The sequence below is a fragment of the Neobacillus sp. GCM10027624 genome (assembly GCF_042675345.1).
GTDB classification, from domain to species: Bacteria; Bacillota; Bacilli; order Bacillales; family Cytobacillaceae; genus Neobacillus; species Neobacillus cucumis_D.
This window is the reverse complement of the sequence record NZ_JBHTHD010000003.1, coordinates 568,827-592,672: the sequence shown is the minus strand read 5'-3', so window position 1 is coordinate 592,672 and position 23,846 is coordinate 568,827. Positions and strand designations below refer to the sequence as shown.

The 23,846-nt window shown below is 39.3% G+C and carries 25 protein-coding genes; 9 read left to right on the top strand and 16 right to left on the bottom strand.

The window, feature by feature from the left end; genetic code table 11:
* Positions 1–26: 26 nt before the first annotated feature.
* From paaD to paaK, 5 genes are all read right to left on the bottom strand, one after another.
* Positions 27–527 (bottom strand): 1,2-phenylacetyl-CoA epoxidase subunit PaaD, encoded by a 501-nt coding sequence (paaD, locus tag ACFQZ9_RS07835; protein ID WP_198309675.1) that lies wholly within the window; start codon positions 525–527, stop codon positions 27–29.
* Between the two features lie 26 nt (positions 528–553).
* Positions 554–1,366, bottom strand: coding sequence for a 1,2-phenylacetyl-CoA epoxidase subunit PaaC (gene paaC / locus ACFQZ9_RS07830; RefSeq protein WP_198309674.1), 813 nt, complete (start codon positions 1,364–1,366; stop codon positions 554–556).
* Positions 1,363–1,713 carry a 1,2-phenylacetyl-CoA epoxidase subunit PaaB gene (gene paaB / locus ACFQZ9_RS07825; RefSeq protein WP_198309673.1) on the bottom strand — a complete coding sequence of 117 codons (351 nt, stop codon included), beginning with the start codon at positions 1,711–1,713 and terminating at the stop codon, positions 1,363–1,365. Before paaB ends, paaC begins: the two co-directional genes overlap by 4 nt.
* An 18-nt stretch (positions 1,714–1,731) precedes the next feature.
* On the bottom strand, positions 1,732–2,688 hold the full coding sequence (gene paaA / locus ACFQZ9_RS07820; protein WP_498943085.1) for a 1,2-phenylacetyl-CoA epoxidase subunit PaaA: 957 nt from the start codon (positions 2,686–2,688) through the stop codon (positions 1,732–1,734).
* 185 nt (positions 2,689–2,873) lie between these two features.
* On the bottom strand, positions 2,874–4,202 hold the full coding sequence (gene paaK / locus ACFQZ9_RS07815) for a phenylacetate--CoA ligase PaaK (protein WP_198309671.1): 1,329 nt from the start codon (positions 4,200–4,202) through the stop codon (positions 2,874–2,876).
* A gap of 339 nt (positions 4,203–4,541) precedes the next feature.
* Between paaK and ACFQZ9_RS07810 the strand changes: the two genes are divergently transcribed.
* The 3 genes from ACFQZ9_RS07810 (at position 4,542) to ACFQZ9_RS07800 (ending at position 7,095) form a co-directional block, all read left to right on the top strand.
* Positions 4,542–4,991, top strand: a complete 450-nt coding sequence (locus ACFQZ9_RS07810) for a PaaI family thioesterase (RefSeq protein ID WP_498943083.1) — start codon at positions 4,542–4,544, stop codon at positions 4,989–4,991.
* Between the two features lie 366 nt (positions 4,992–5,357).
* Positions 5,358–5,660, top strand: a complete 303-nt coding sequence (locus ACFQZ9_RS07805; RefSeq protein ID WP_498943082.1) for a hypothetical protein — start codon at positions 5,358–5,360, stop codon at positions 5,658–5,660.
* 160 nt (positions 5,661–5,820) lie between these two features.
* Positions 5,821–7,095 (top strand): M20 family metallopeptidase, encoded by a 1,275-nt coding sequence (locus ACFQZ9_RS07800; RefSeq protein ID WP_498943080.1) that lies wholly within the window; start codon positions 5,821–5,823, stop codon positions 7,093–7,095.
* A 57-nt stretch (positions 7,096–7,152) separates the two neighbouring features.
* Here ACFQZ9_RS07800 and ACFQZ9_RS07795 read toward each other — a convergent pair whose 3' ends face one another.
* The 5 genes from ACFQZ9_RS07795 to ACFQZ9_RS07775 form a co-directional block, all read right to left on the bottom strand.
* A complete protein-coding gene (locus ACFQZ9_RS07795) occupies positions 7,153–8,472 on the bottom strand; it encodes an amino acid permease (protein ID WP_498943604.1) in 1,320 nt (439 codons plus the stop codon).
* A gap of 143 nt (positions 8,473–8,615) precedes the next feature.
* Positions 8,616–9,908, bottom strand: a complete 1,293-nt coding sequence (locus ACFQZ9_RS07790) for a dihydrolipoamide acetyltransferase family protein (protein WP_498943078.1) — start codon at positions 9,906–9,908, stop codon at positions 8,616–8,618.
* A 12-nt stretch (positions 9,909–9,920) separates the two neighbouring features.
* Complete coding sequence (locus ACFQZ9_RS07785) at positions 9,921–10,937, bottom strand: alpha-ketoacid dehydrogenase subunit beta (protein WP_498943603.1); 1,017 nt, start codon at positions 10,935–10,937, stop codon at positions 9,921–9,923.
* 5 nt (positions 10,938–10,942) lie between these two features.
* Complete coding sequence (pdhA, locus tag ACFQZ9_RS07780) at positions 10,943–12,010, bottom strand: thiamine pyrophosphate-dependent dehydrogenase E1 component subunit alpha (RefSeq protein WP_498943602.1); 1,068 nt, start codon at positions 12,008–12,010, stop codon at positions 10,943–10,945.
* 30 nt (positions 12,011–12,040) lie between these two features.
* Positions 12,041–13,180: a Leu/Phe/Val dehydrogenase gene (locus tag ACFQZ9_RS07775; protein ID WP_498943076.1), complete on the bottom strand. Its 1,140-nt coding sequence runs from the start codon at positions 13,178–13,180 to the stop codon at positions 12,041–12,043.
* A gap of 308 nt (positions 13,181–13,488) precedes the next feature.
* Between ACFQZ9_RS07775 and ACFQZ9_RS07770 the strand changes: the two genes are divergently transcribed.
* The gene (locus ACFQZ9_RS07770; RefSeq protein ID WP_026575059.1) at positions 13,489–13,941 is read left to right on the top strand and encodes an Lrp/AsnC family transcriptional regulator; all 453 of its coding nucleotides are present in this window, start codon (positions 13,489–13,491) and stop codon (positions 13,939–13,941) included.
* Between the two features lie 268 nt (positions 13,942–14,209).
* Here the strand turns inward: ACFQZ9_RS07770 and phaC are convergent, their stop codons facing one another.
* From phaC to ACFQZ9_RS07755, 3 genes are all read right to left on the bottom strand, one after another.
* The gene (phaC, locus tag ACFQZ9_RS07765) at positions 14,210–15,298 is read right to left on the bottom strand and encodes a class III poly(R)-hydroxyalkanoic acid synthase subunit PhaC (RefSeq protein WP_026575058.1); all 1,089 of its coding nucleotides are present in this window, start codon (positions 15,296–15,298) and stop codon (positions 14,210–14,212) included.
* Between the two features lie 69 nt (positions 15,299–15,367).
* Positions 15,368–16,111, bottom strand: coding sequence for an acetoacetyl-CoA reductase (gene phbB / locus ACFQZ9_RS07760; RefSeq protein WP_198309663.1), 744 nt, complete (start codon positions 16,109–16,111; stop codon positions 15,368–15,370).
* A gap of 69 nt (positions 16,112–16,180) precedes the next feature.
* Complete coding sequence (locus ACFQZ9_RS07755) at positions 16,181–16,585, bottom strand: hypothetical protein (protein WP_498943074.1); 405 nt, start codon at positions 16,583–16,585, stop codon at positions 16,181–16,183.
* 258 nt (positions 16,586–16,843) lie between these two features.
* On the opposite strand from ACFQZ9_RS07755, the gene phaQ reads away from it, so the two are divergent.
* The 5 genes from phaQ to ACFQZ9_RS07730 all read left to right on the top strand — a co-directional run bounded on the left by phaQ (position 16,844) and on the right by ACFQZ9_RS07730 (position 20,698).
* A complete protein-coding gene (gene phaQ, locus ACFQZ9_RS07750) occupies positions 16,844–17,269 on the top strand; it encodes a helix-turn-helix domain-containing protein (protein ID WP_498943601.1) in 426 nt (141 codons plus the stop codon).
* A gap of 71 nt (positions 17,270–17,340) precedes the next feature.
* Complete coding sequence (gene phaP, locus ACFQZ9_RS07745) at positions 17,341–17,865, top strand: polyhydroxyalkanoic acid inclusion protein PhaP (RefSeq protein ID WP_026575054.1); 525 nt, start codon at positions 17,341–17,343, stop codon at positions 17,863–17,865.
* 188 nt (positions 17,866–18,053) lie between these two features.
* The gene (gene fabG / locus ACFQZ9_RS07740; RefSeq protein ID WP_498943071.1) at positions 18,054–18,788 is read left to right on the top strand and encodes a beta-ketoacyl-ACP reductase; all 735 of its coding nucleotides are present in this window, start codon (positions 18,054–18,056) and stop codon (positions 18,786–18,788) included.
* Positions 18,789–19,124: 336 nt separating this feature from the next.
* The gene (locus tag ACFQZ9_RS07735) at positions 19,125–20,312 is read left to right on the top strand and encodes an acetyl-CoA C-acetyltransferase (protein ID WP_498943069.1); all 1,188 of its coding nucleotides are present in this window, start codon (positions 19,125–19,127) and stop codon (positions 20,310–20,312) included.
* A 185-nt stretch (positions 20,313–20,497) separates the two neighbouring features.
* Positions 20,498–20,698, top strand: a complete 201-nt coding sequence (locus ACFQZ9_RS07730) for a hypothetical protein (RefSeq protein WP_498943067.1) — start codon at positions 20,498–20,500, stop codon at positions 20,696–20,698.
* A 166-nt stretch (positions 20,699–20,864) separates the two neighbouring features.
* On the opposite strand, the gene ACFQZ9_RS07725 is transcribed toward ACFQZ9_RS07730, so the two are convergent.
* Genes ACFQZ9_RS07725 through ACFQZ9_RS07715 form a run of 3 tightly spaced genes read right to left on the bottom strand, consistent with a single transcriptional unit; the run spans position 20,865 to position 23,826 of the window.
* Positions 20,865–21,515: a sugar phosphate isomerase family gene (locus ACFQZ9_RS07725; protein WP_498943065.1), complete on the bottom strand. Its 651-nt coding sequence runs from the start codon at positions 21,513–21,515 to the stop codon at positions 20,865–20,867.
* A gap of 26 nt (positions 21,516–21,541) precedes the next feature.
* Complete coding sequence (locus tag ACFQZ9_RS07720) at positions 21,542–22,243, bottom strand: CoA transferase subunit A (protein WP_198309660.1); 702 nt, start codon at positions 22,241–22,243, stop codon at positions 21,542–21,544.
* A gap of 38 nt (positions 22,244–22,281) precedes the next feature.
* Positions 22,282–23,826, bottom strand: coding sequence for an acyl-CoA carboxylase subunit beta (locus ACFQZ9_RS07715; protein ID WP_498943063.1), 1,545 nt, complete (start codon positions 23,824–23,826; stop codon positions 22,282–22,284).
* Positions 23,827–23,846 lie beyond the last annotated feature (20 nt).

Below are 23,846 nucleotides of genomic sequence, written 5' to 3'. Positions count from 1 at the left end.
GGTCTATTCTCCTCACATTCATTTATTCACATTAAAGTTGAGATCGGTTTCATTGCTTCAAATGGGTTTTTACAATTTTTACAGTATAAAATACTTCTGCAAGCTGTCGGCCCAAAGATGTTATCCATGGTCACATAGGTAGAACCGCAAAACGGGCAATCAACATGCCACGATCCATCACTGTCCATTAAACGAGGTGGAGGAGCAATTCCGAATGCTTTAAGCCCATTTCTGCCTTTTTCAGATATCCGATCTGACGTCCATGGCGGATGGTTGATAAATTCCACCTTAACCTTCTCTACATCCTCAATGGCCTTCACGGCATTTTCTATATTCTTTTGGATAATGCTAAGGGCCGGACATCCTAAAAAGGTCGGCAGGATTTTTATCTCAACCACTCCGTTTTCTGCCATTACTTCCTCTACCATACCCAGGTCAATAATACTCACTGTATCGATTTCAGGATCTTTAACATCATTTAATACATCTAATACCTGCTTTTCCAGTGATTTTATAGACATTTGCATGATCACACCTCTTTTCTATGTTTACATTACCATGATGCAGCTGTATCTAAACGATAAACCTCTGAAAGTGTCTCGATTGCTGACACTAAATCTTCTGTATGTTCTAAGTTACGGCCGTTTCTTTCTGAGTTAGCCGGAATATCTGGAATCGTTAAGCCTACAGACTGAAGGACTGGAGCCAATTGTTGTTTCCAGCGTTGGATTAGCACATCGCTTTTTTCAATTAAACCTAATTCAACGATTTTTTCTCCATCCCCACCAAGTGAAAAGACATCGCCAAAATCATTGATGACTTGTTCAATTGCGGCTTCCATTCTTTGCTTCGCTTCCTCTGTAGAATTTAGAAGTTGAACAAACCATGTTTTCCAGTGAAGCAAATGATAGTACAATTCCATATTTACTTTAATAGCAACTTTGGCCAGCGGCTCATAGGAACTATTTTTCAAAGAATCAATTTTCACTTTCTTTGCTGCTGTGTAGAAATAATTACGAACTACAGCGTAGGCCCAATCATATTTCGGAACCTCCATGTAATAGCCTTCGCCATTTGGTTTTTCTACTAAAATACTATTCTTTCTTTCATTAGCAGGTCGCAAATGGGCGAGTGCATCTGCGTTCCCGATTCCGATTTCTTCTAATAATTGATAGAACATCGCAGCATGCCCCATGCTGTCTTGACTTATAGAGGAAGAAGCAACATCCTCTTCAATATGGGGTGCAAGCCCAAGCCATTCAGAACCACGATACGAATAAAAGAAGTCGTCGTCTGCAAGTTGAAATAATAAATTTACCACTGATTCCTTTAGTTCAGGAGTGATGGTTACATTTTGTTCTGTCATTTCTTGTCCCCTCCTGCCCATGAAAGAATTTCTTTTTCATCCAACATTTGTTGTTCATAATGACGCCATTTTTTCTTTAAGTAACCGTAGCCCTTCGTTGTACGGTAATCTTTATTATCTAATCGTTGTAATGTAAGCTTTTCTTCCTTTGACATTCCACGGATATGTTCACGGTTCACGACCCAAATATCTGCCACTGGGTCGCGTCGCATAAAGTTTTCTTGAGCCATTACCATCGCCATTTCAGCATTTGGCGCTAACAAACTAAATTGGTGCTGAAAGGGTGAAGAAGGTGTCCGCTTACTGAAGACTTCAAATTCCTGATAAAATGTTTTCTTTTGCTCCATTTTTCCCTTCCCCTTTCCTTAGTTTACTGCCGCACTTAGAGCATCGCGTACCCATGCGTTGTTTTCATAAGAAACTCTCCGCAAGTTCAAACGTGCTTGTGAGCGTGGACCATTATTTTTAATAATTTGCTTAAATTTATTCCAATCAGGCTGCTGGTAAACCCAAAGCTGCTGCTCTTCGTCAAAATGAAGAGTTGGATCCGGAATCGTTAAGCCTAATGATAAAATTCGCGGAATGTACTTAGTAAAGAAGCTTTGTCGTAATTCTTCGTTTGTACTTGTACGAATTTTATACTTAATCGTTACATCCTGCTTACTTGTACCTGTCGTTGAACTGCTTGCTGGTCCGAAGAACATAAGAAGCGCTTCCCACCAGTCATTTAATGCTTCTTGAATCATTTGTTTTTGTTCGTCTGTTCCTTCTGCAAGTGCCATGATAATCGCTTCCCCATGCTGTGCGTGGAACACTTCCTCTGCGCAAATCCGCTGCAATGCTCGTGCATATGGACCGTAAGAAGCACCAAGCATGTTTGTTTGCGTGATAATCGCAGCACCATCAACAAGCCAGCCAATCATTCCGGCATCAGCCCATGTTTTTGTTGCCATATGGAACACATTATGAAACTTTAAATCTCCATTAAAGAGGTCCTGCATTAAATCGCCGCGATCTTTTCCATAAGGCTTTAATAAATCCTCTGCTACACGAAGAAGGAGCTGTCCATGTCCCATTTCATCCTGAACCTTGGCCATGATTCCCAATTTTCTTCTAAGTGATGGTGCTTTTGGCACCCATTCCTTTTCAGGCAGTGCGCCCATAATTTCACTGATTCCGTGCTGTGAAATTAATTTTATTAATGCAATCCGGTATTCTTCCGGCATCCAGTCATCTGCTTCAATTTTGTCGCCCGCTTCAATTCGAGCAATAAATTTTTCTAATTGTGCTTGTTCATTTAAATCTTTTTCAAGGATGCTCACGTTTATACCACCTTTCATTATATAACGTTTATTTAACGTTATTATATTTTAATGTTATATAAAAATCAAGAAAATTCTACTATTTTAATAGTGAATAACTTTCGAATTAACCTACGCTTGCAATCCCTGGATATAAAGAAGATGCAAGCATAGATTAAGCGATTACAAATTTACTATATATCAACTTAATTGGTTACGGGAGTTGCATTCCTTTTATCTACAATCCTCTTCGCTTTCCCATCGGATCGAGGAAGGCTTCCAGGTTTATTAATAATCGTATCCATTGTTACTAAACAAGTTGATTTCATTTGATGCTGGATTGTACGTTTTAATGCTTGAATGGCTGTATGTCCTAAGTCTTCACCGACTTCTTGATAAAGATGCTTTTCAATTTCCACATGAAGTTCCACACTGTCCAAACTTCCCTTTTTAATCAAGTGAATTTGGTAATTTGGGAAAAGTCCTTCAATTTGTAAAAGTACACGTTCAATCTCTGAAGGGAAAACATTTACGCCGCGGATAATCAGCATGTCATCCGTCCGTCCTTTTAAACGGGACATACGCGTATGCGTTCTTCCGCATTTACATTTTTCATGAGTAATCGAAGCAATGTCTCCTGTTCGGTAACGAATAATTGGCAGCGCTTCCTTTGTCAAGCTGGTAAACACAAGTTCTCCATCTTGACCATCTTCGACTGGTTCTAATGTTTCAGGATTTAAAACTTCCACTAAGAAATGATCATCCGCAATATGCAGACCATTTTGCGCTTCATAACACTCAATCGCTACACCCGGCCCCATCACTTCACTTAAACCGTAAATATCAATTGCTTTAATATCCAACTTATTCTCAAGTGTTGTACGCATTTCCTCTGTCCATGGTTCAGCACCAAAAATTCCATATTCCAAGCTAGTTTCACGCGGATCTAATCCCATATGTTCCATTTGTTCTACAATATTTAAAATATAAGAAGGGGTTCCACAAATTCCTCTTGGTTTAAAATCCTCAATAACAGTTATTTGTCTTTCAGTATTCCCACCAGAAATAGGAACTACTGCCACTCCCAGCTCTTCGGCACCATGATGAAGGCCAAGTCCTCCTGTAAATAGTCCATACCCGTAAGCGTTGTGAAAAATATCTGACTTTCTTCCCCCCGCTGTTACGATAGCGCGTGCTACGATCGAAGCCCAATTGCTAATATCATTTTTGGTATATCCTACGACTGTCGGTTTACCGCTTGTTCCTGATGAACCATGGATTCGATTTACTTCTTCCATCGGGACGGCAAACAATCCAAATGGATATTGATCACGTAAATCTTTTTTCTTCGTAAAAGGAAGCAATCTTACATCTTCTAGTGATTGGATATCATCTGGTGTGATTCCTAATTCATCAAATTTTTCTTTATAAAAAGGTACATTTTCATAAACCCTTTTTATGGTTTGTTTAAGTCGAAGGAATTGTAACGCTTTCATTTCCGAACGACTCATTGTTTCAACTTCCGGATTGTACATACTATAATCCCCCTTACTTTCATCATCATCAAATTTTTAGATAACACAATTTATACGGCAATTAAAATTAATGTAACATAGTTATAGATTAATACCATATTAACACCGTGTCAATATTAATAACTGAAAATTTTAATTTTATGTAAAAATATTTATTTCATCCCTTAAATCCGTTAAAAAACAGCATTTTTGGCGAAAAAAATCACTTTTTCCTCTGAAAATTATTCCCATTTTGTTCATTTTTAAATTGATACTACTCTATCAAAATGATATATTTCATCTATAACACCAAACGTTTTAAAAACGTTTCATTAACTAATTAAATATAGGGAGGATTCTATGACTACTCATCTCGAAGAAAAAGCGATTCACGAAAAACATTATGAACAGATTGTAGACCTAATGAAAAATGAACCTTATGGCCGATTCCTTGGCATGAAACTGACAAAACTTGGACTTGGTACAGCAGCCGCTGAATTAACCCCAGACGAAAAAATGTTAAATGCCCACGGAACTGTTCATGGAGGAGTTATTTTTTCTCTTGCTGATTATGTATTTGCCGCAGCCAGTAACTCATATGGAAAAACAGCAGTGGGTGTGACAACCAATGTAAACTTCATTTCTGCAGGAAAATTAGGGGAAACACTCACAGCAACTGCTGAGGAAATTAAGAAAAATCATAAACTTGGCTGGTATACTATTCGTGTTTATAGTGGCAAGGAGCTAATTGCTACAATGGAAGCAATGGTATATCGTAAAAGTCAGGCTTTTGTTGGAAATGAGGATTAGGGCTTTATTTTGATTTGTTTTTGCTAGCATCCGAAGGCCGTTTCTTGGGGGCTACGCTAGTTTTGGCTTACATCGACCTTATGAAGGTCATTTCTTTTGGGGGCCTCGCTAGTTTTGGCCATCATCGACCTTATGAAGGTCATTTCTTTGGGGGGCCTCGCTAGTTTTGGCCTTCATCAACCTTATGAAGGTCATTTCTTTGCGGTTCCTCGCTAGTTTTGGTCTTCATCGACTTTATGAAGGTCATTTCTTGGGGGGCCTCGCTAGTTTTAGCCTTCAGTAAAAACTCTTCAACTAACTTCAATAAAGGAACTGGGAATTTCCCCAGTTCCTTTGCTTTTCCTTAAAATTCATCATGTGAAGTAAATGGTACATGTAACCTGTTTTCTACCACCCGAAGCCGCTGGTTTACCCGTTGAAGTCGGCGTTGAAGCTGATCAATTTCACGATCCTGCCGATCATTTTGCCTTTCTAGTTGATTCAATCTGCGTTCCAGCTGCTGCCATTGGGGTAATTGAAGCAACTGCGATATTTGCGGAAGTTGTCGATCATGGTCATATTTATTCTGTTGTACATATGGATTCTGTTGTACATATGGATTATAGTCGTACTGAATTTGTTGTATTGAATAATTTCCATAAGGATACACTGAGCATCGCTCCTTTTTAGTTGAATATCCTATTAATATGTATGGCGTTTTTGATGTGAAACGGCGAATACCTAGAAAATAAAGCCCTTTTCAATAACCCTTTTTCCCCCTATGCATACAACCCAACTCCAGCGAATAGCATAGTGTAAATTATAAGTGTTTTAATGGGAGGCTTAGCATATGAGCGGCAACATGATTCTCCAACTAGTCAGAGAAAGACAGCAGGAATTAATCGATCTCGCGTCTGCCCTTATTCGTATTCCATCAGAGAATCCATCCCCTGAGTTTACAAAATATTCACGAGAAGCTGGACAGCATATTAGCGAGTATTTAAAGGCAAAAGGGTTCACGATTTCAGAATACATCCACCAAGAGAGTGGGCTTGTTACGGTTGTCGGAGATGCTTCTTTAACCGGTGCCACAGGACAAAAGCTCCTTTTTTGCGGACATTCAGATGTCGTTCCAGCGGGAGACCGATCACATTGGTCCTTTGACCCGTTTTCAGGGGAAGTTCAAGCAGGTATGTTATTAGGTCGAGGGGCCTCCGATATGAAAGCCGGGCTGGCAGCCCTAGTCTTTGTAGCAGGAATAATACAAGAACTAGCCCAAAAGCTTAATCTTAGGGGGAAACTAGGTGTTGTAGTTGTGCCAGATGAAGAAACTGGCGGCTATGCTGCTGCGAAATTCATCGACCAAGGAACGATTCAGGGGAATGCCTGTCTAATTGGCGAGCCATCGTACCCTCGCAACCCGGATGTTGGAGAAAAAGCAAGCTTATGGTTTAGAGTGACAATTCCGGGTCAGCCCGGGCATGGTAGCCAACAGCCGATTTCAGGAATCTCCGCTGTTAGAAGAGGAGCATTAGTGGTTGAGGCACTGGCCAGGTTATGGGATTTAAAGGCAACTCCACCGGCAGAGCTTGTGCCTCTTTTAAGAAAAAGCGAGTGGTTCTTTTCTCAGGAGTCAGAAAATCCCTCACTTGCACAGCTGCTTTATCGCCCATCTTACAATCCGGGTATTATCATGGGCGGGACCAAGGTAAATGTCGTAGCCGAAAAATGCGTGATTGAGGTAGATACACGAGTCCCATTCGGTATGAAGCCTGAGTTTGTACTATATACGGCCAGAAATCTTGTTGAACAAGTTGCACCAGGCTCGATTGTGGAGTCAATGGGGTCCCTATTAAACCCAAACTGGACCTTGGAGAATCGTCCTATCGTACGGGCATTAGAAAAAGGGATTCGACGAGTCCTTGGAAATGAAAAGCCAATCTTCAGCAAATTGCTACTTGCTTCCAGCGATGCCCGTCATTTCCGTAGAAATGGAATTGACACAGTCCTATACGGACCTGGTATTCTAAATACACTTCACGGTTTTGATGAGCGTGTTTCAGTTCAGAACTTGGTTGAATCTGCTGAAATATATGCTGCAACAGCGGTTAAGTACCTTAAATAAAAAAAGGGGACGAGATAAACCGCCCCTGTAATACATAAAAATAATTATTGTTCTATCTTATACGACATTCTCTTCTTTAATCTTAGTATCCTGGTCTTCCAAGTTTTTAAATTTTAAAAATGAGATCGCAACTAACACTGCCAAAACAACGAGACTAGTAATAATACTGACGCGGTTTTGCACGTTAAACACAAATATCACGGATATAATGCTTAAAATTACAACGGTAATCGCTGTGATATACGGGAAACCCCACAATTTAAAGCTCGGATTCTTCGGATAGGTTTTACGAAGTTTTAATTGTGCCAAACAAATGCTGATCCATACTAATGATACGACAAATCCCGGAACTGCCATTAATAACATAAATACTTGATCCTGAGCAACATAAGCAATCATCGAACCGCCGATTAAAACCACGGCACTTAGCATTAAGCTGTATAATGGCACACCTTTTTTTGTTACATAAGAAAAGGACTTCGGTGCTTCCCCTTCTACCGCTAAAGAATGCAGCATTCGCGTACATCCATAAATTCCTGAGTTCGCTGCAGATAATACTGCGGTAATTAAAATAAAGTTCATCAGATGCGCGGAACCCTGAAGACCCGTCATCGACAATACCTGGACAAATGGACTTGATTGATCACTTATTTTATCCCAAGGAATTAAACCACAAATAACTAGTATCGGAAGTGTATAAAACAATATAATGCGCCAAATAAAACTCTTAATCACCTTGGGTAATATACGATCCGCATCTTTTACTTCAGTAACCGTTAACCCGATCAGTTCTGAACCGCCATACGAAAACATCACAATTAACAGCGCTGAAAAGATGGACATCCATCCTTTTGGAAAAAATCCGCCATGCTCGGTAAAATTTTGCAGATAGTTCGATTGATTACTTGGAATGAGTCCAAATAGAATACAGGCTCCCAAAATGATAAATACGATAATCATGGTGATTTTAATGCCGGCAAACCAAAATTCAAACTCTCCATAATTTTTCACATTCATCATGTTAATACCAATAACCAATGCAGCACAGCCTAAACTTAATTCCCAAAGTGGAACAGAGGGAAGCCAATATTGTAAGAAACTGCCGGCCACAACAATTTCAATGACACACACAGCCAGCCACATAAAACAATACATCCAGCCAATTACGAAAGAGGCACGCTTACCAAAGGCTTTCCGAACAAAACCTTTCATATTTGTATTTGGATAGACGATTGCCATTTCTGCTATAGCTCCCATCACAACAAGCAGCAACAGACCTGCGAACACATAGGTAAAGATTACTCCCGGTCCCGCTATTGATACCGTTTCCGCGCTCCCTTTAAAAATCCCGGTCCCGATTGCTCCTCCCATTGCCATTAAACTAATATGGCGTGGCAATAACTTTTTTTGCAGTGATGCAGATTTCAAACATACTCCTCCTTCACTCGATCAAACGATTCAATCCATGCTTTCTATCATACCACGTTATTGACGTTTCGTATTTTTAGATTTCTAGGTTTTTATGTTAATTCAATTGGCCATAGCTTTGGATTTTCAATTAATTGCTTAAAACGATTTGTAAAGGCCACGGCCGTAGCACCGTCAGCCACGCGGTGGTCAAACGCCATCGACATCGTCATGATTGAACGAATCGCAATTTCATCATTCTCCACGACAACCGGCATTTTTTTCGTTCTATGAAAGGCAATTAACCCCGTTTCCGGATAATTAATAATCGGTGTTGCCCCGATACTTCCTAATGGACCAACATTACTGATGGTAAAGGTTCCGCCTTTCAAATCCGCTGGTGTCAGCTGATTTTCTTGTGCTTTTTTTGTCAATTCTTTTAGTTTGTCATGAATTTGACGGACCGTTAATTGATCTGCATGATGGATGACTGGCACAATTAAACCATCTTCCGTATCTGTAGCAATTCCAATGTTATATTCTTTTTCTAATCGAATCACTTCGTTTTCTTCATCAAGTTTTGCATTGAATACTGGGAATTGTTTTAATGCTACGGCAATGGCTTTAATAAAGAAAGCAACTGCCGAAACATGGATCCCCATTTCTTTTAAATTCTTTCTATAACCAAGCAGTTCCGTTAAATCTGCCTCTTCAAAATGTGTCACATGTGGAATGGTATAAAGAGATTGGGTCATTTTCTTTGCTATCTGCTTCCTGCGGCCTCTAAAAGGAATCTCTTCACCTATTGTTTCCTTTTCATTTCGGACTTCTCGTCCACGATTCTCTATGATTGGCTCTGTTATTTGTTCTTTCGGTTCTGCGGAAATCGCTTTCATTTCCTTGGAAGACTGAATCAAGTCGCGTTTTTTAACAAAATTGTATATATCTTCTACTGTGATCCGTCCGTTTATTCCTGTGCCTGAAATTTCGTTAATATCTACTTGAAACTCGCGAGCAATTTTCCTAGTGTATGGGGCCGCAATGATAAATTGTTTTTCTTCTTTTCCCTTAGCTTGCTTTGTTGGCTGTGGTTGTGTTGTAGGTATATCCTTTGCTAGGGGTGCTGTTTCTTCAAGTTTCATTTCCATCAATTCTTCTGCTTCTTTTGTCTCCTCTGCTTCCAGCACAAGAAGTGTTGTACCAACAGATACAGTGGTTCCATAATCGACCACAATTTCTTTTACTTTTCCTGATGCAGGAGATGGAAGCTCAGCCACCATTTTATCTGTTTGTACCTCTACCAGAGGCTGATCAACTTTTACTCTATCGCCAACCTTAACAAAATAGTGAATAATCTCTCCCTCTGTCATTCCTTCCCCAATATCATGAAGTTTTACTTCAACCAATGTTTTCCCCTCCTAAAAATACATAACTTTTTCGATTCCGTTTACCACCCGCTTAGGTGTTGGTAAATAATGTTCCTCAAGCGCAAAAAGTGGAACTGGCACATCAAAACCTGTAACACGTTCAACCGGAGATTTCATATAGAGAAACGATGTATCGTTAATAATGGAAACAATATCATTCCCCACGCCGCCTGTTTGATGGGCTTCATGAACAATTACGGCACGGCCTGTTTTTTGAACAGACTCTGCAATTATGTCTTTATCAATAGGATAAAGGGTTCGCAAATCAATCACATCACAGGTGATCCCTTGTTTTTCTGCCTGTTCTACTGCTTTCATAGCTACCGGCACCATTGCTCCCCATGCGATAACCGTTACGTCTTTCCCCTCTTTAAGCTTTTTCCCTTTACCGATTTCAACGATGTATTTTCCTTCTGGAACCTCTTCCCGCTCTGAACGGTAGATTCTCATCGACTCTAAAAATAAGACAGGATCCGGGTCTTCGATGGCAGCAATCAGCAGCCCCTTTGCATCGTATGCCGAGGAAGGACAAACAACTTTTATTCCAGGCATATGCGCAAACAATGCTTCCATACTGTCTGAATGCACCTCAGGAGCACGGATGCCTGCACCATATGGCGCCCGAATCACCATCGGAACCGAATAACTCCCCATAGTTCGCATCCGAATCCGTGATACATGTGTCATGATCTGCTCAAACGCAGGATAGATAAACCCTAGGAACTGCATTTCCGCTACAGGTTTGAATCCATTGATTGCCATTCCGATAGAAGTACCAATAATGCCCGCTTCACTTAGCGGCGTATCCATTACACGATCTTCCCCGAATTCCTCCTGCAAGCCCTCAGTAGCGCGGAATACCCCTCCGTTTTTTCCAATATCTTCGCCAAGTAAAAGGACATTTTCATCCTCTTTTAACATTATGCGCAATCCATCTGTAACCGCTTGAACAAGTGTCAGCTGATTCGTTTTTACAGCAGTTTGTTCTAACGGTCTCTCTAAAGTCATCACCATCACACTTCCCCTCCAATTAATTGAAGATACTGTTCTTTTTGTTTTGCAATCGTCCAAGTTGGCTTTTCAAACACATTATCAAATAAATCATTGATCTTTGGTTTTGGAAAACTTTCCATATCTTTTACTGCTTGCTCTACTTCGCTTTCCGTTTCCTCTTTAACTTTCAGCGCCCATTCATCATCCCAAAAACCGTTTACCTTCATGAAGCGCTCGACACGAAGAAGAGGATCCCGCTTTTCCCTAATGGTATCGCTTTCTGATTGATTTCGGTATTTCCTTGGATCGTCCGCAGTGGTATGGGCACCGTACCTCCATGTGATCGCTTCAATTAAAGTCGGTCCTCCTCCATTACGTGCACGTTCTATGTACTCTTTTGTCTGGAAATAGACAGCAAATATATCGTTTCCATCCACACGCACACCTGGCATATCATAAGCAAGTGCCTTTTGGGCAATGGTTTTGGAATTCATTTGTTTTTCGATCGGAACGGAAATGGCAAATCCGTTATTTTGATTAAAGAAGATTACGGGTGCTTGAAATACACTGGCAAAGTTCAATCCTTCATGGAAATCACCCTCTGAAGTGGCTCCGTCTCCAAAATAAGCTATTGCTGCATTCTTCGTTCCCTTTCTTTTTTCTGCCATTGCCGCTCCCGCTGCATGTGGGATTTGTGTGGCAATGGGTACGGCAGGTGGGAAAATCTTTTTACCTTCTTCCGGTACACAACCTTCCACTCGACCGTTCCAATATAATAACGTACGAGCCATACTAGCACCGAATGTTAAGGTAGCACCGTGATCACGGTAGGTAGGGAATACCCAGTCCTCTTTGCCAAGCGCCAGAGCACTTCCAACTTGAGAAGCTTCCTGCCCTTCAAATGGGGCATATGTTCCAAGTCTCCCTTGACGCTGCAAACTGATGGCTTTTCGATCAAAAGTTCGGATGCGAACCATATGATAGTAGAATTGTTTGACAAGGTCTTCTGTTAATTGGTCTTTATACTGTTCATTTATTAATTGCCCACTTTCATCGACAATTTGAAAGATTGGAAATTCAATTGACATTGACATCTAATCACCTCATTAGGAGAATTTTTATTTGCAAATATCCCATTTAGGGCGTTTTGTATGTGAGAAGAAGCTATTTTGCCTTTGTCGGTCTTCCATTCGTTTTTCACAGAACCGGTTTGCAGCTTGAATCGTTGTGATATTATCCAGCTCTGCCTGCTTGTAAACTTCCAATAAAGACGTGTAAATGGAGCTTGTTTTGGCTAGCACACGCTCTTGATTGTAGCCGTAAAGTTCATCTGCTACTTGAATTAACCCACCGGAATTTACAATGTAGTCTGGAGCATATAAAATCCCTTTTCGTTTTAGTGCTTCTCCGTGATTTTCCAATAGAAGCTGATTGTTCGCCGATCCTACGACTGCCTTAACCTTTAAAAGATCTATCGTTTCATCATTTATAATTCCGCCGAAAGCACATGGAACAAATACATCCGCATCAACTGAATACACTTCGTCTCCGGTTACACGAACGGCATTGCCTCCTAATTGTTTTGCATGTTTTTGAATGGCCGTGACTGCTTCTTCATTGATATCGCTTACATATAAATCGGCACCAGATTCTAGCAATTGCTCAGCTACTTTGTAACCTACCTTCCCAAGCCCTTGGATGATATATTTTTTATGGGAAAGATTATCTGTACCAAAAACGACTTTACTGGATGCTTTTAAACCGTAAATTACTCCAAGTGCAGTTGGAATAGATGAATCGCCGCCGCCTCCATATGCTTCTGGAATTCCTACGATGCAATTAGTCTCTTTTGCAGCATGGATAAAATCATCCATTGAAGTTCCCATATCTGTCCCTGTATAAAAACGGCCGTTTAAAGAATCAACAAACTGCCCAAAAGCCCTAAATAGTGCAGGGGTTTTATCCCTTGCTGGATCTCCTATGATAACTGCTTTTCCACCTCCGAAGTCCACATCTGCGGCAGCGCATTTATAGGTCATCCCTTTAGATAAGCGAAGTACATCCTCCAATGCCTCATCCATCGTTCGATATGGCCGCATCCGGCAGCCTCCTAAAGCAGGGCCAAGGGTTGTATTATGGATAGCGATAATCGCTTTTAACCCTGTCGTCGGATCATTACAAAAAACAACTTGCTGATGCTCATGCATTTTATCAATTACTGTTGCGTTTGTTTCTAAAGATGGTTGGATTGTGTTCATTGTTTTACCCCCATTATCACTGTGATTATAGTAGAAATTGTTTCTAAAAAAAGAGAAAAATCAAAGTCTTTCTCAATGGTTAAAACATTTCGATACATCCCCTCATTTGACAACGTTTACATATTTTGAATCGATGTTATCAATACTGAAGTTTTACTTATTTAATAATTACAAAGATTATGTTTCTATTAAATAATAAGGTATAATGTAATCGGAAAACATAACAAATCGCATAAGATTCAGATGGTTAGTTTTCTATTTGCATAAATTTTTTGATATTTATCTACATTTTGAAAGGAGAACATTCAATGGATCCATTAGACATTCGTCTTCTTGAACTTCTTCAAATGGATGGACGAATAACCTTAAGTGAATTATCAAAGAAATTATCTCTTAGCCGTCCAAGTATTACCGAGCGTCTAAAGCGGCTGCAAGAGCGGGAAATTATTGAGGGATTCAGTGCACGGGTTTGTCCAAAAGCCGTCGGCAGAGATGTAATCGTTTTCATACAAGTCAGCGAAATGAAGATCCTTTCCTATTCAGATTTTGAAAATTTGCTTAGGGACGACCCTGATATCATTGAGTGTCACCGTTTAACCGGATCTGTCAGTTATTTACTTAAGGCTGCAGTGACAGGGATGGACCATCTGAGTAATCTAATTGATCGCCTAACTCCTTACGGAAATGTGAATACTTCCATCGTTTTATCATCACCGGTCTCATTCCGATGCATTACCCCAAATTCCATTGCGCAGTCATAATGGAAATAATTTTTCCACAGAGTTTATGTATTTTGCTAGATTTTTAGAAATTTCAACACTTTCATTTAAAAATGGGGAGAATTGTATAACCTTTATTCTCCCTCTTCATTCTTTTCTGCCTATTATTTTTTTGAAAACCCTTTCATAATCTACTTGAATTGTCAGAAAAAAACAAATATAATATGATTACTAATACATATATATTGTTTTTTCATATAAAAAAGAGTGCTCCTTAAATGGAACACTCCCTAATCATTCATTTCATTGTTTAGTTTGAACGTTCCGCAAGCCATCCGCCGATAGTAGGATAAGTAATTTTCGTAGCTTGACTGCCAAATGTAATGGACGTATGACCAACAGGCAGATTCTTGTATTCTTTATCCTTACTTGATATTTTTCCCATTAATGCCTCTACCATATGTGGTTGAGCAATAAGGTCGCTCTTACCTGCTAGGTTTAGAACATTCGCTTTAATATTCTTTAGGTCGACTTTACGGCCGCGGACAACAAGTTCGCCATTAATCAGTCTGTTCTTCTGATAGAAGTCTCTAATCCACTGGCGATAGGCCTCACCAGGGAACGGAATGCCATCATTCAGCCATTTTTGCAGTAGCTTAAAGCTTTTTACAAATCTGTCATTATCTGAACGATCAACAAGACTAATAAAAGGTCCATAAATGTTTGCCATTGGCTTAATCATTTTGTTTCCAAAATCAATCATCTCAGGAGGAATTACTCCTAGAGTATCTACTACTTTATCAATATCGAAATATCGCTCATCAAGCATTGCACCGTAAAGACCAGAATCTGCAAAGTCAAACGGGCTGGTCATAAATACAAGGTTACGGATTGGCAATTCAGGATGCAAGGCCGCAAAAATAGATGTCATGGTACCACCCATACAATATCCTAAGATGGAGACTTCATCCACTTTTGAAGTTCTCATGACCTTTTTAACAGCACGCGGTATATAATCCATAATGAAATCATCCAATTTCATATTGCGATCTTCATAACCAAATGTTCCCCAATCAATCATGTACACATCAAAACCTTGATTCACTAAATATTCAACTAAACTGCCGCCCTTCGTTAAATCCAAAATATACGGCTTATTGATAAGGGCATACACCATAAGAAGTGGAACTTTATGTTTTTTCGGATGATCAGAAATAAAACGATAAAGCTTTGTCTTATTCTTTGTCCAAATCACTTCCTTTGGCGTTGGACCCACTTCAGGTTCGGCCTCAGTTGTTAACACTTCAGTAGCCCTTTTAACACGGTTCATTACCTGCTTATATTCCTCAGGAACCATTTTGGCATACTCTTCCCATTCTTTTGTAACTAAAATGCTAATGATTGCTCACTCCTTACATCATTTATTCTGTCTTTAAAATATATCTTTAAATCAAACTTTTCATGACAATTACATGTAAAGTCCGCCGTTAATATTTAATTGTTGTCCAGTAATATAGGCACCGTCTTTACATAGGAATACAACACCACGGCCAATTTCTTGAGGAGTCCCTAAACGTTTTTGTGGGATTTTAGCCACAATCCCATCAAGAACTTTCTCAGGAATTGCTTGAACCATTTCAGTACCGATAAATCCTGGGCAAATTGCATTTACCGTTACATTTGATTTCGCTAATTCAAGAGCAAGTGATTTCGTGTAACCAATCAAACCTGCTTTAGCTGCTGCATAGTTGGTTTGACCGAATCCGCCAGCCTGACCAATAATGGATGAAATATTAATAATGCGGCCACCATCTGATTCAAGCAAGTGCTGAAGAGCAGGCGAAGTAGTATTGAAAACACTGTTTAAGTTCACATCGATGACTTTTCTCCAGTCTTCTTCGCTAAGCTTTTTAAACGTACTATCACGTGTAATTCCTGCATTATTTACAAGAATATCTAATTTACCAAAGTGCTCTACCGCTGTTTGAACTAGGCGCGCTGCATCATCGCTGTTGGAAACATCAGCTTGAACGGCAAAAGCTTCTCCGCCAAATTCCTGGATTTCTGCAACCATTTTTTCGGCTAATTCTGGACGGCTCACGTAGTTAAGAACGATTTTCACACCTTGTTTTGCTAATTCCAATGAAATTGCTGCTCCAATTCCTCTGCTTCCACCTGTTACGATTGCTACTTTATTTTTTAGTTCTGTCATTTTCTTTTCCTCCTGATGTAAATTAGTTTGAGATTTCACAGTGTTTCTCGTTATTTATGTACTACCGGATTATTTTGAAGTTTCCGGTAATTTAAGCACTGCAAGAATTTGATTAAGCTTATTATCAAGATTTTTCATATCTTTTTTAATTGCGGCTAAATCGCGTTGATAACTTGCTGGGTCAATCGTTTTGTCTGACGCATCTTCCAATAATTCTTCTAAATTATCAACTTTTGCATCCACATTCACAATTAATGTAGATAGATTTGCAAGATCAGTACGTGAAGGAACATTTACAAATTCCAAATATTTTTCTGTACTCTCATCTATCATCTTTTTAAACATAAGATTCATTTCTAAAATTTGTCCCATTCCTTTAGACGGAAAATCCTCTTTCACCTTATCGTCAAAAAAACTACTGGACTTTGAATAAAAATCTTTCCACATTTCATAAATATTGGTTTCAGAACTCATGATTTCTCCTCCTTTTTCGTTTTGGACATATTAATCATACTAGTTACTTCGCAAGAAATGAAGATAAAATATTAGAAATAATCGCAAAATATTACTGCTTTTTTCGACAAAATCCTACATGAATCTTTATTCATTTTAATATTTTAAGAAACTTTTCAACTAAGTGTAAATTACACATATAGAAATGTTTGACAAAGTGAATCTATAGGTGTAAATTACACGTATAGATTATATTTTTTGGAGTGATATGATTTGACCATCCATCAAAATGAATCTGCTAAAGACACAACTGCTTCGCATCAAGAGCGCACGATGAATACAATGCCGAAAAACTTAATGGTTCCATTTCTGCTGTTAAGTTTACAAAATGTGAATTTACATGGTTACAAGTTAATTCAAGAGCTGGCACAGTTCGGATTTGCTACTATTGACCAAGGCAATGTATATCGGACTTTAAGGCAGCTTGAAAAAGATCAATTAGTTTATTCTGAATGGGATACAACAACTGAAGGTCCAGCAAAACGGATTTATTCTATTACAAAAACCGGTGAAGATTATTTGAAGACCTGTTTTACTACACTTGAGCAATATCAATCCATGATCAATCGCTTTTTTAGTATTTACATGGATATGTTTCTTCCCCCATCACGCAAACAACAACAAGAAGAAACAGAAGATAAATAATATTTTAAATCTAAAATTGTTAACACTGCAGTCATTTAGCTGCAATGATTATAAAATGGGAGGGTTTTTACATGGCACAAAATGTAAAAAAACAAGAACAAGAACAAGTTCGTATTGGAGAATCACTTTTTAACACATGGGTAAATAGTTTGGACAGAGTGACCAATGCACAAAAGGAATTGGAAGAATTATTTTTGCAATCCCTTGAAAAACAAAAATCAACTCTAGAAAAAATGACAGACGATGTTACTCTTATTCAAGAAGAACAAAAGAAATTATTTAATGAACTAAGAGAAAATGCAAAGCTAAACTTGCAAAAGAACTTTGGTCCTTCAGCAGGTCAAGTTTATGAACAATGGAATACTCAATTGGATGAAGTTTCAAACCGCACATTACAATTAATCGAAACTCCATACAAAGAAAGTTTAAAATTGATTAATCAATCTCAAGAACGTTTCCAAGAAACTGTTAAAAATGGAATTTCTCAACAACAAAAAGTTCGTGATGAAATTACAGAACAAATTAAAGCATCCCAAAAAGTACTTTTTGATATTTTTGAAACAAATTCAAAAGCTGCTTTTGCCCTTTTTAAGTAGAAATAGTAGAACAGAGGAATTTCCTCTGTTCTTTTTTATTGATTTTGGGAATAGTATGAATATTGAAAATTGTGTTGGCTTGCCACGGTTGCAATTCCTGTATTTTTAAATAACCCTTATTTGACATGACCTTTTAGAAAAACAACAGTTTGTTAGCAAATGAAATTTTAACTAGAGGTGGGGAAATTTTGAAATTTACTGGGAAAGTTGTTTTAATTACTGGGGGCGCACAGGGTATAGGGAAAGAAACAGCAAGGCAATTTCTTCAAGATGGAGCAAGTGTTGTCATCTGTGATTACAATGAATCTTCCGGCAGGGAAGCACTTGAAGAACTTCAGTCTGAGAATGTTACCTTTTTTAAAGTTGATGTAACAGACAGTTCTCAGATTCAGGATATGGTTCAATCTACAGTCGCAAAGCACGGGCGAATTGATGTGTTAATTAATAATGCCGGGATAACGATGGATGGTTTTCTTACAAAAATGAAAGAAACCGATTGGGAAAAAGTTATAAGTGTGAATTTAACTGGGGTTTTTAAGTGTACAAAGGCCGTTGCCCCAATTATGCTTACCCAGGGGTCCGGAGTCATCCTGAACGCATCCTCAGTAGTGGGGTTATACGGCAATATCGGTCAAACAAACTATGCAGCCACAAAAGCCGGAGTAATTGGCTTAACAAAGAGCTGGGCAAAGGAGTTCGGTCCTAAGGGAATTCGAGTAAATGCGGTTGCTCCTGGTTTTATTGAAACCGGCATGACAGCAGCGGTACCAGACAAGGTTCTTAACTTCATGAAGGAAAAAACCCCTCTTAGAAAAATTGGAAAACCCGAAGATATTGCTGCAGCCTATTTGTTTTTAGCCTCTGATCAGGCAGGTTACATTAATGGAACCATTTTAAGTGTTGATGGCGGATTAGTAATATAAATAAATATTAGCAAATCCGATATTCTTTTCCATAGAGTTAATTAATTCTGGAGAAACAATTAAATGTTTCTCCTTCTTTTTTTTGAAAAACCCCAATATCTTTCGACATTTTTTAACAAAGTTCCCTATTATTCTGTTATGCTCATTTTTTAACAAAATTCTTGTTCCATTTCAATAAAGAGTTGCTTTACCTCCACCCCTAAACAAAATGAATGAATCTTCATTTATTAAAAAACGCTAAATTTGTCGAATAATAATTCAAAAAATTGTGGTATTTTTACTGTATTATTTTAAGGGGGAATTGATAATACATAAATTTTTTAGGGAGGAAATAAAATGGCAATCAATGAAGTTGTAATTGTAAGTGCAGTAAGAACAGCAATTGGAAGTTTTCTTGGGGGCTTAAAAAACGTCCCAGCCACTCAATTAGGTGCGACTGTAATCAAAGAAGCCATCCAAAAAGCTGGAATTACTCCAAATGATGTTGATGAAGTGATCATGGGGAATGTATTACAAGCAGGAGCTGGCCAAAATCCGGCGAGACAAGCTTCCCTTGCAGCAGGAGTACCGCAAGAAGCACCAGCAACAACTATTAATAAAGTCTGCGGATCAGGATTAAAAGCTGTTCACTTGGCAACACAAGCTATCCTTGCAGGAGATGCTGAAATTGTTGTTGCAGGCGGAATGGAAAACATGAGTCAGGCTCCTTACCTTTTAAAAGGCGGACGCGATGGATTTAAAATGGGCGATCAGAAAGTTGTCGACAGTATGATTGCTGACGGCTTATGGTGTGCTGAAAATAACTACCATATGGGAATCACTGCAGAAAACCTTGCTGAGAAATATGAAATCTCTCGTCAAGAACAAGATGAATTTTCAGCTGCAAGCCAACAAAAAGCACAGGCAGCCATTGAATCCAACCGTTTTGCCGATGAAATTGTTCCTGTAGAAATTCCTGGACGTAAAGGTCAAGTAACAATCTTTAGTCAAGATGAGTTCCCTCGATTTGGAACAACTGCAGAAAGCTTAGGAAAACTTCGCCCGGCCTTCAAAAAAGATGGTACGGTTACTGCGGGTAATGCATCAGGAATTAATGATGGTGCAGCAGCATTCGTTGTAATGAGCCGTAAAAAGGCGGAAGAATTAGGTCTTAAGCCATTGGTATCAATTAAAGCCAATGCAACTGCTGGCGTGGACCCAAGTATTATGGGGATTGGTCCTGTACCAGCTGTCAAAAAAGCGCTTGAAAAAGCAACTATTTCATTAGAAGAGATCGATTTAATTGAAGCAAACGAAGCATTTGCTGCTCAGTCAATCGCAGTAGACCGTGAGCTTCAATTTAACAAAGAAAAATTAAATGTAAATGGCGGAGCAATTGCCCTTGGTCACCCAATCGGTGCCAGCGGAGCAAGAATCCTTGTTTCTTTAATTCATGAAATGAAGAAAAGAGAAAACCGCTATGGTTTAGCAACACTTTGTGTTGGCGGCGGCCAAGGCGTAGCCACTATCGTCGAAAATATTTAATCTAAAAATAAAAAACGAGACTACCGATAAGGAGTCTCGTTTTTTATTTTTAAGAAGCTATTTTTTGAAAAATTCAAAAATCTGTCACTAACTTTCCTTCTATTTTTAATCAAATGGGACTATAAATAAAGTAAAGGGTTAAGCTTTTCTTAGCCCTAACCTATTAGGAAAGGAGGTCCTTAATCATGTCAATGGCTGATTTTGATGATATTTATCAAATTTGTTGCAACTTTGATCCGACTGAAGAATCGAAAAGTATGAGAAAAGTTGATGTAAATCAGTTAGCGACTGAAGTAGTAACGGATTCACAATTAACATGTTCGGAAAATTGGTGGGAGATTGTCGAGAAAGATATTCTTGAAGAAGAGACAAAAGTCTTCGTATAAAAACCATTAGAAATGGCAGGTACATCGAATGAATGATCTATGTACTTAATCCCTTGTTTATACCATACCTGGAAATGAACAAGGGATTTCATTATGAATGATTACATAGGGTCAGTCTCCTCCTCCAAGTTTTGCTTTAAACTGGCGGGTAACTGACCCTTTCTACTTATTTAATCATAAATTCCTGACTTACATTGAAAGCAGCTTCTGTGTTTTTGTCAACGTCTTCTACTGTAATGCCAGGCTGTGTTTCGACAAGAACCATTCCTTCCGGTGTAAAATCAAATACAGCCAAATCGGTAATTAAACGGTGTACCACTTGTTTTCCTGTTAATGGAAGAGTACAGGCTTTTTTAATTTTAGATTCCCCGTTTTTATTAACATGTTCCATAACGACCACAACCCGTTTTGCCCCATTTACTAAGTCCATGGCGCCGCCCATACCTTTAATCATCTTTCCTGGAATCATCCAGTTAGCTAAATCTCCTTGTTCTGAAACTTCCATACCTCCCAGGATGGCGAGATCGATGTGTCCGCCTCGAATCATTGCAAAGGATTCAGCACTATCAAAAAAAGAGGCTCCTTTAACAGCAGTTACAGTTTCCTTACCAGCGTTAATTAGGTCAGGATCTTCATTGCCCTCGAAAGGATAGGCTCCGATCCCTAATAACCCATTTTCTGATTGAAGCAAAACATTATAATTACTTGGAATTTCATTGGCAATCAAAGTAGGTATTCCAATACCAAGATTAACATTCATTCCGTCTTGAATCTCCTGAACAGCCCTTTTCACTATTAACGACCGTGCAATACTCATAGAATATCCTCCTTCCTTTTATTGAACTAAACGTGGACAACTGTCCGCCTTTCAATCCTTTTTTCATAGTTTTCACCAAGCAGCAACCGTTGTACATAAATTCCAGGTGTATGAATTTCATCCGGGTTTAACTCACCGGCTTCCTTGATCTCCTCTACCTCTGCAATCGTGACCTTTCCTGCCATTGCCGCAAGCGGATTAAAGTTACGTGCTGTTTTTTGATAGATTAGATTGCCTAGCGGGTCTGCTTTCCATGCCTTTACAAGAGCAAAATCCCCAACGATTCCCTCTTCTAAGATAAAAGTTTTACCGTTAAAAACCTTATGTTCCTTCCCTTCTGCTATCGCTGTTCCTACGCCTGTCGCAGTATAAAAAGCAGGAATTCCTGCACCGCCTGCACGGATTCTTTCAGCTAATGTCCCTTGTGGAACGAGCTCTACCTCCAGTTCCCCGCTTAAAAACTGCTGTTCAAAAATCTTGTTTTCACCCACGTAGGAGGAAATCATTTTCTTAATTTGCTTGTTAGCTAGTAAAAGACCTAGTCCCCAATCATCGACGCCACAATTATTGCTGACTATGGTTAAATCCTTTGTACCTTTATCCCGTAAAGCCATGATGGCTTTTTCGGGAATTCCACATAATCCGAAGCCTCCAACAATTATGGTCGCTCCATCCGGAATATCTTGGACCGCTTGTGTAAAAGAGTCTACGATTTTACCCTTATTCAAAGAAATAGCCTCCTTTTAAAATAGATTTCTATTAAAATTTATACTGGATAGACTGCATGTTTTCGTTCAGAGAATTGAGTATACTTTGAAGAATACGCTTCAAAACGATTAACCAGTTCCTTTCGTAAAGAGTTTCCTGGGATTATGCCGTCAATGATCATCTCAGAAGCGAGACGGTAAATATCAATGTCCTCTTTATATTCCTCACGTTTTTGCTGAATAAAGGCAGCCTTCTCAGAATCTTGCAATTGTTCAATTTTATTGGAGTAGACAGCATTTACTGCAGCCTCTGGTCCCATTACGGCAATTTGGGCCGTTGGCAAAGCAAGGCAGCAATCCGGTTCAAATGCAGGACCTGCCATTGCATAAAGACCCGCACCGTAGGCTTTACGGACTATGACAGAAATCTTTGGCACCGTCGCTTCCGCCATCGCAGAAATCATTTTTGCACCATGGCGAATGATGCCTGCGCGCTCCACCTTTGTCCCAATCATAAAACCTGGGACATCTACAAGGAAAAGAATCGGGATATGGAATGCATCACATAGATTAATAAATTTAGCTGCTTTATCGGCCGTATCGTGGAACAATACTCCACCTTTCACCCGCGGCTGATTGGCAATAATACCGATTGGTTTTCCATTCATACGGGATAGGCCGGTGATTAATTCGGCAGCAAAAAGCTTCTTAATTTCAAAAAAAGATCCTTCATCAATGATGCGGTCGATTAAATCATACATATTAAAAGGTGAGTTTTGGTTTGTTGGAATCAGGTCTTCGATTGTTTTTTCAAATGATTTTGGCGGTAACGTCTCTTTGCTCGGCGGCTTTTCTGAGAAGTTAGCGGGAAAATAAGAAAGGTATTTTCTCGCCATTTCAAGCGCGTCCTCTTCGGTTTTCGCCAAAACATCGCCGCAGCCTGAAATCGAACAGTGCATCCGCGCACCGCCCATTTCCTCTAGTGTTACTTTTTCTCCGATGACCATTTCCGCCATCCGTGGCGACCCTAGATACATGGAAGCATTTTTATCTACCATAATCACGATGTCACAAAATGCCGGGATATACGCACCGCCTGCTGCAGATGGTCCAAACAGCACACAGACCTGTGGAATTTTCCCGGATAATTTCACCTGATTATAGAAAATTCGGCCTGCTCCGCGGCGTCCTGGAAACATTTCTACCTGATCGGTAATCCGTGCTCCTGCGGAATCAACGAGATAAATTAATGGAACTCTCAGTTTTTCGGCTGTCTCTTGAATCCGAATTATTTTTTCAACCGTCCGTGCCCCCCAGGAGCCGGCCTTGATTGTAGAATCATTCGCCATAACACAAACGGTCTGTCCGTTTATTTTTCCAATCGCTGTTACGACACCATCTGCAGGAAGATCCTCTGCCATACAATTGGCAAATGCTGCATCCTCCAAGACAAAATCTTGATCAAACAATAGCTTTAAGCGGTCACGAACAAAGAGTTTTCCCTGCTCGCTATTTTTTTCATGGTATTTCGCGGCACCGCCTTTGTAAATCTTTTCAAGGCGTTCTTGTAATGTAAGATTCTCTGAATGAACTTCTGTGGTCATGAAGTGATCCTCCCTCTCAT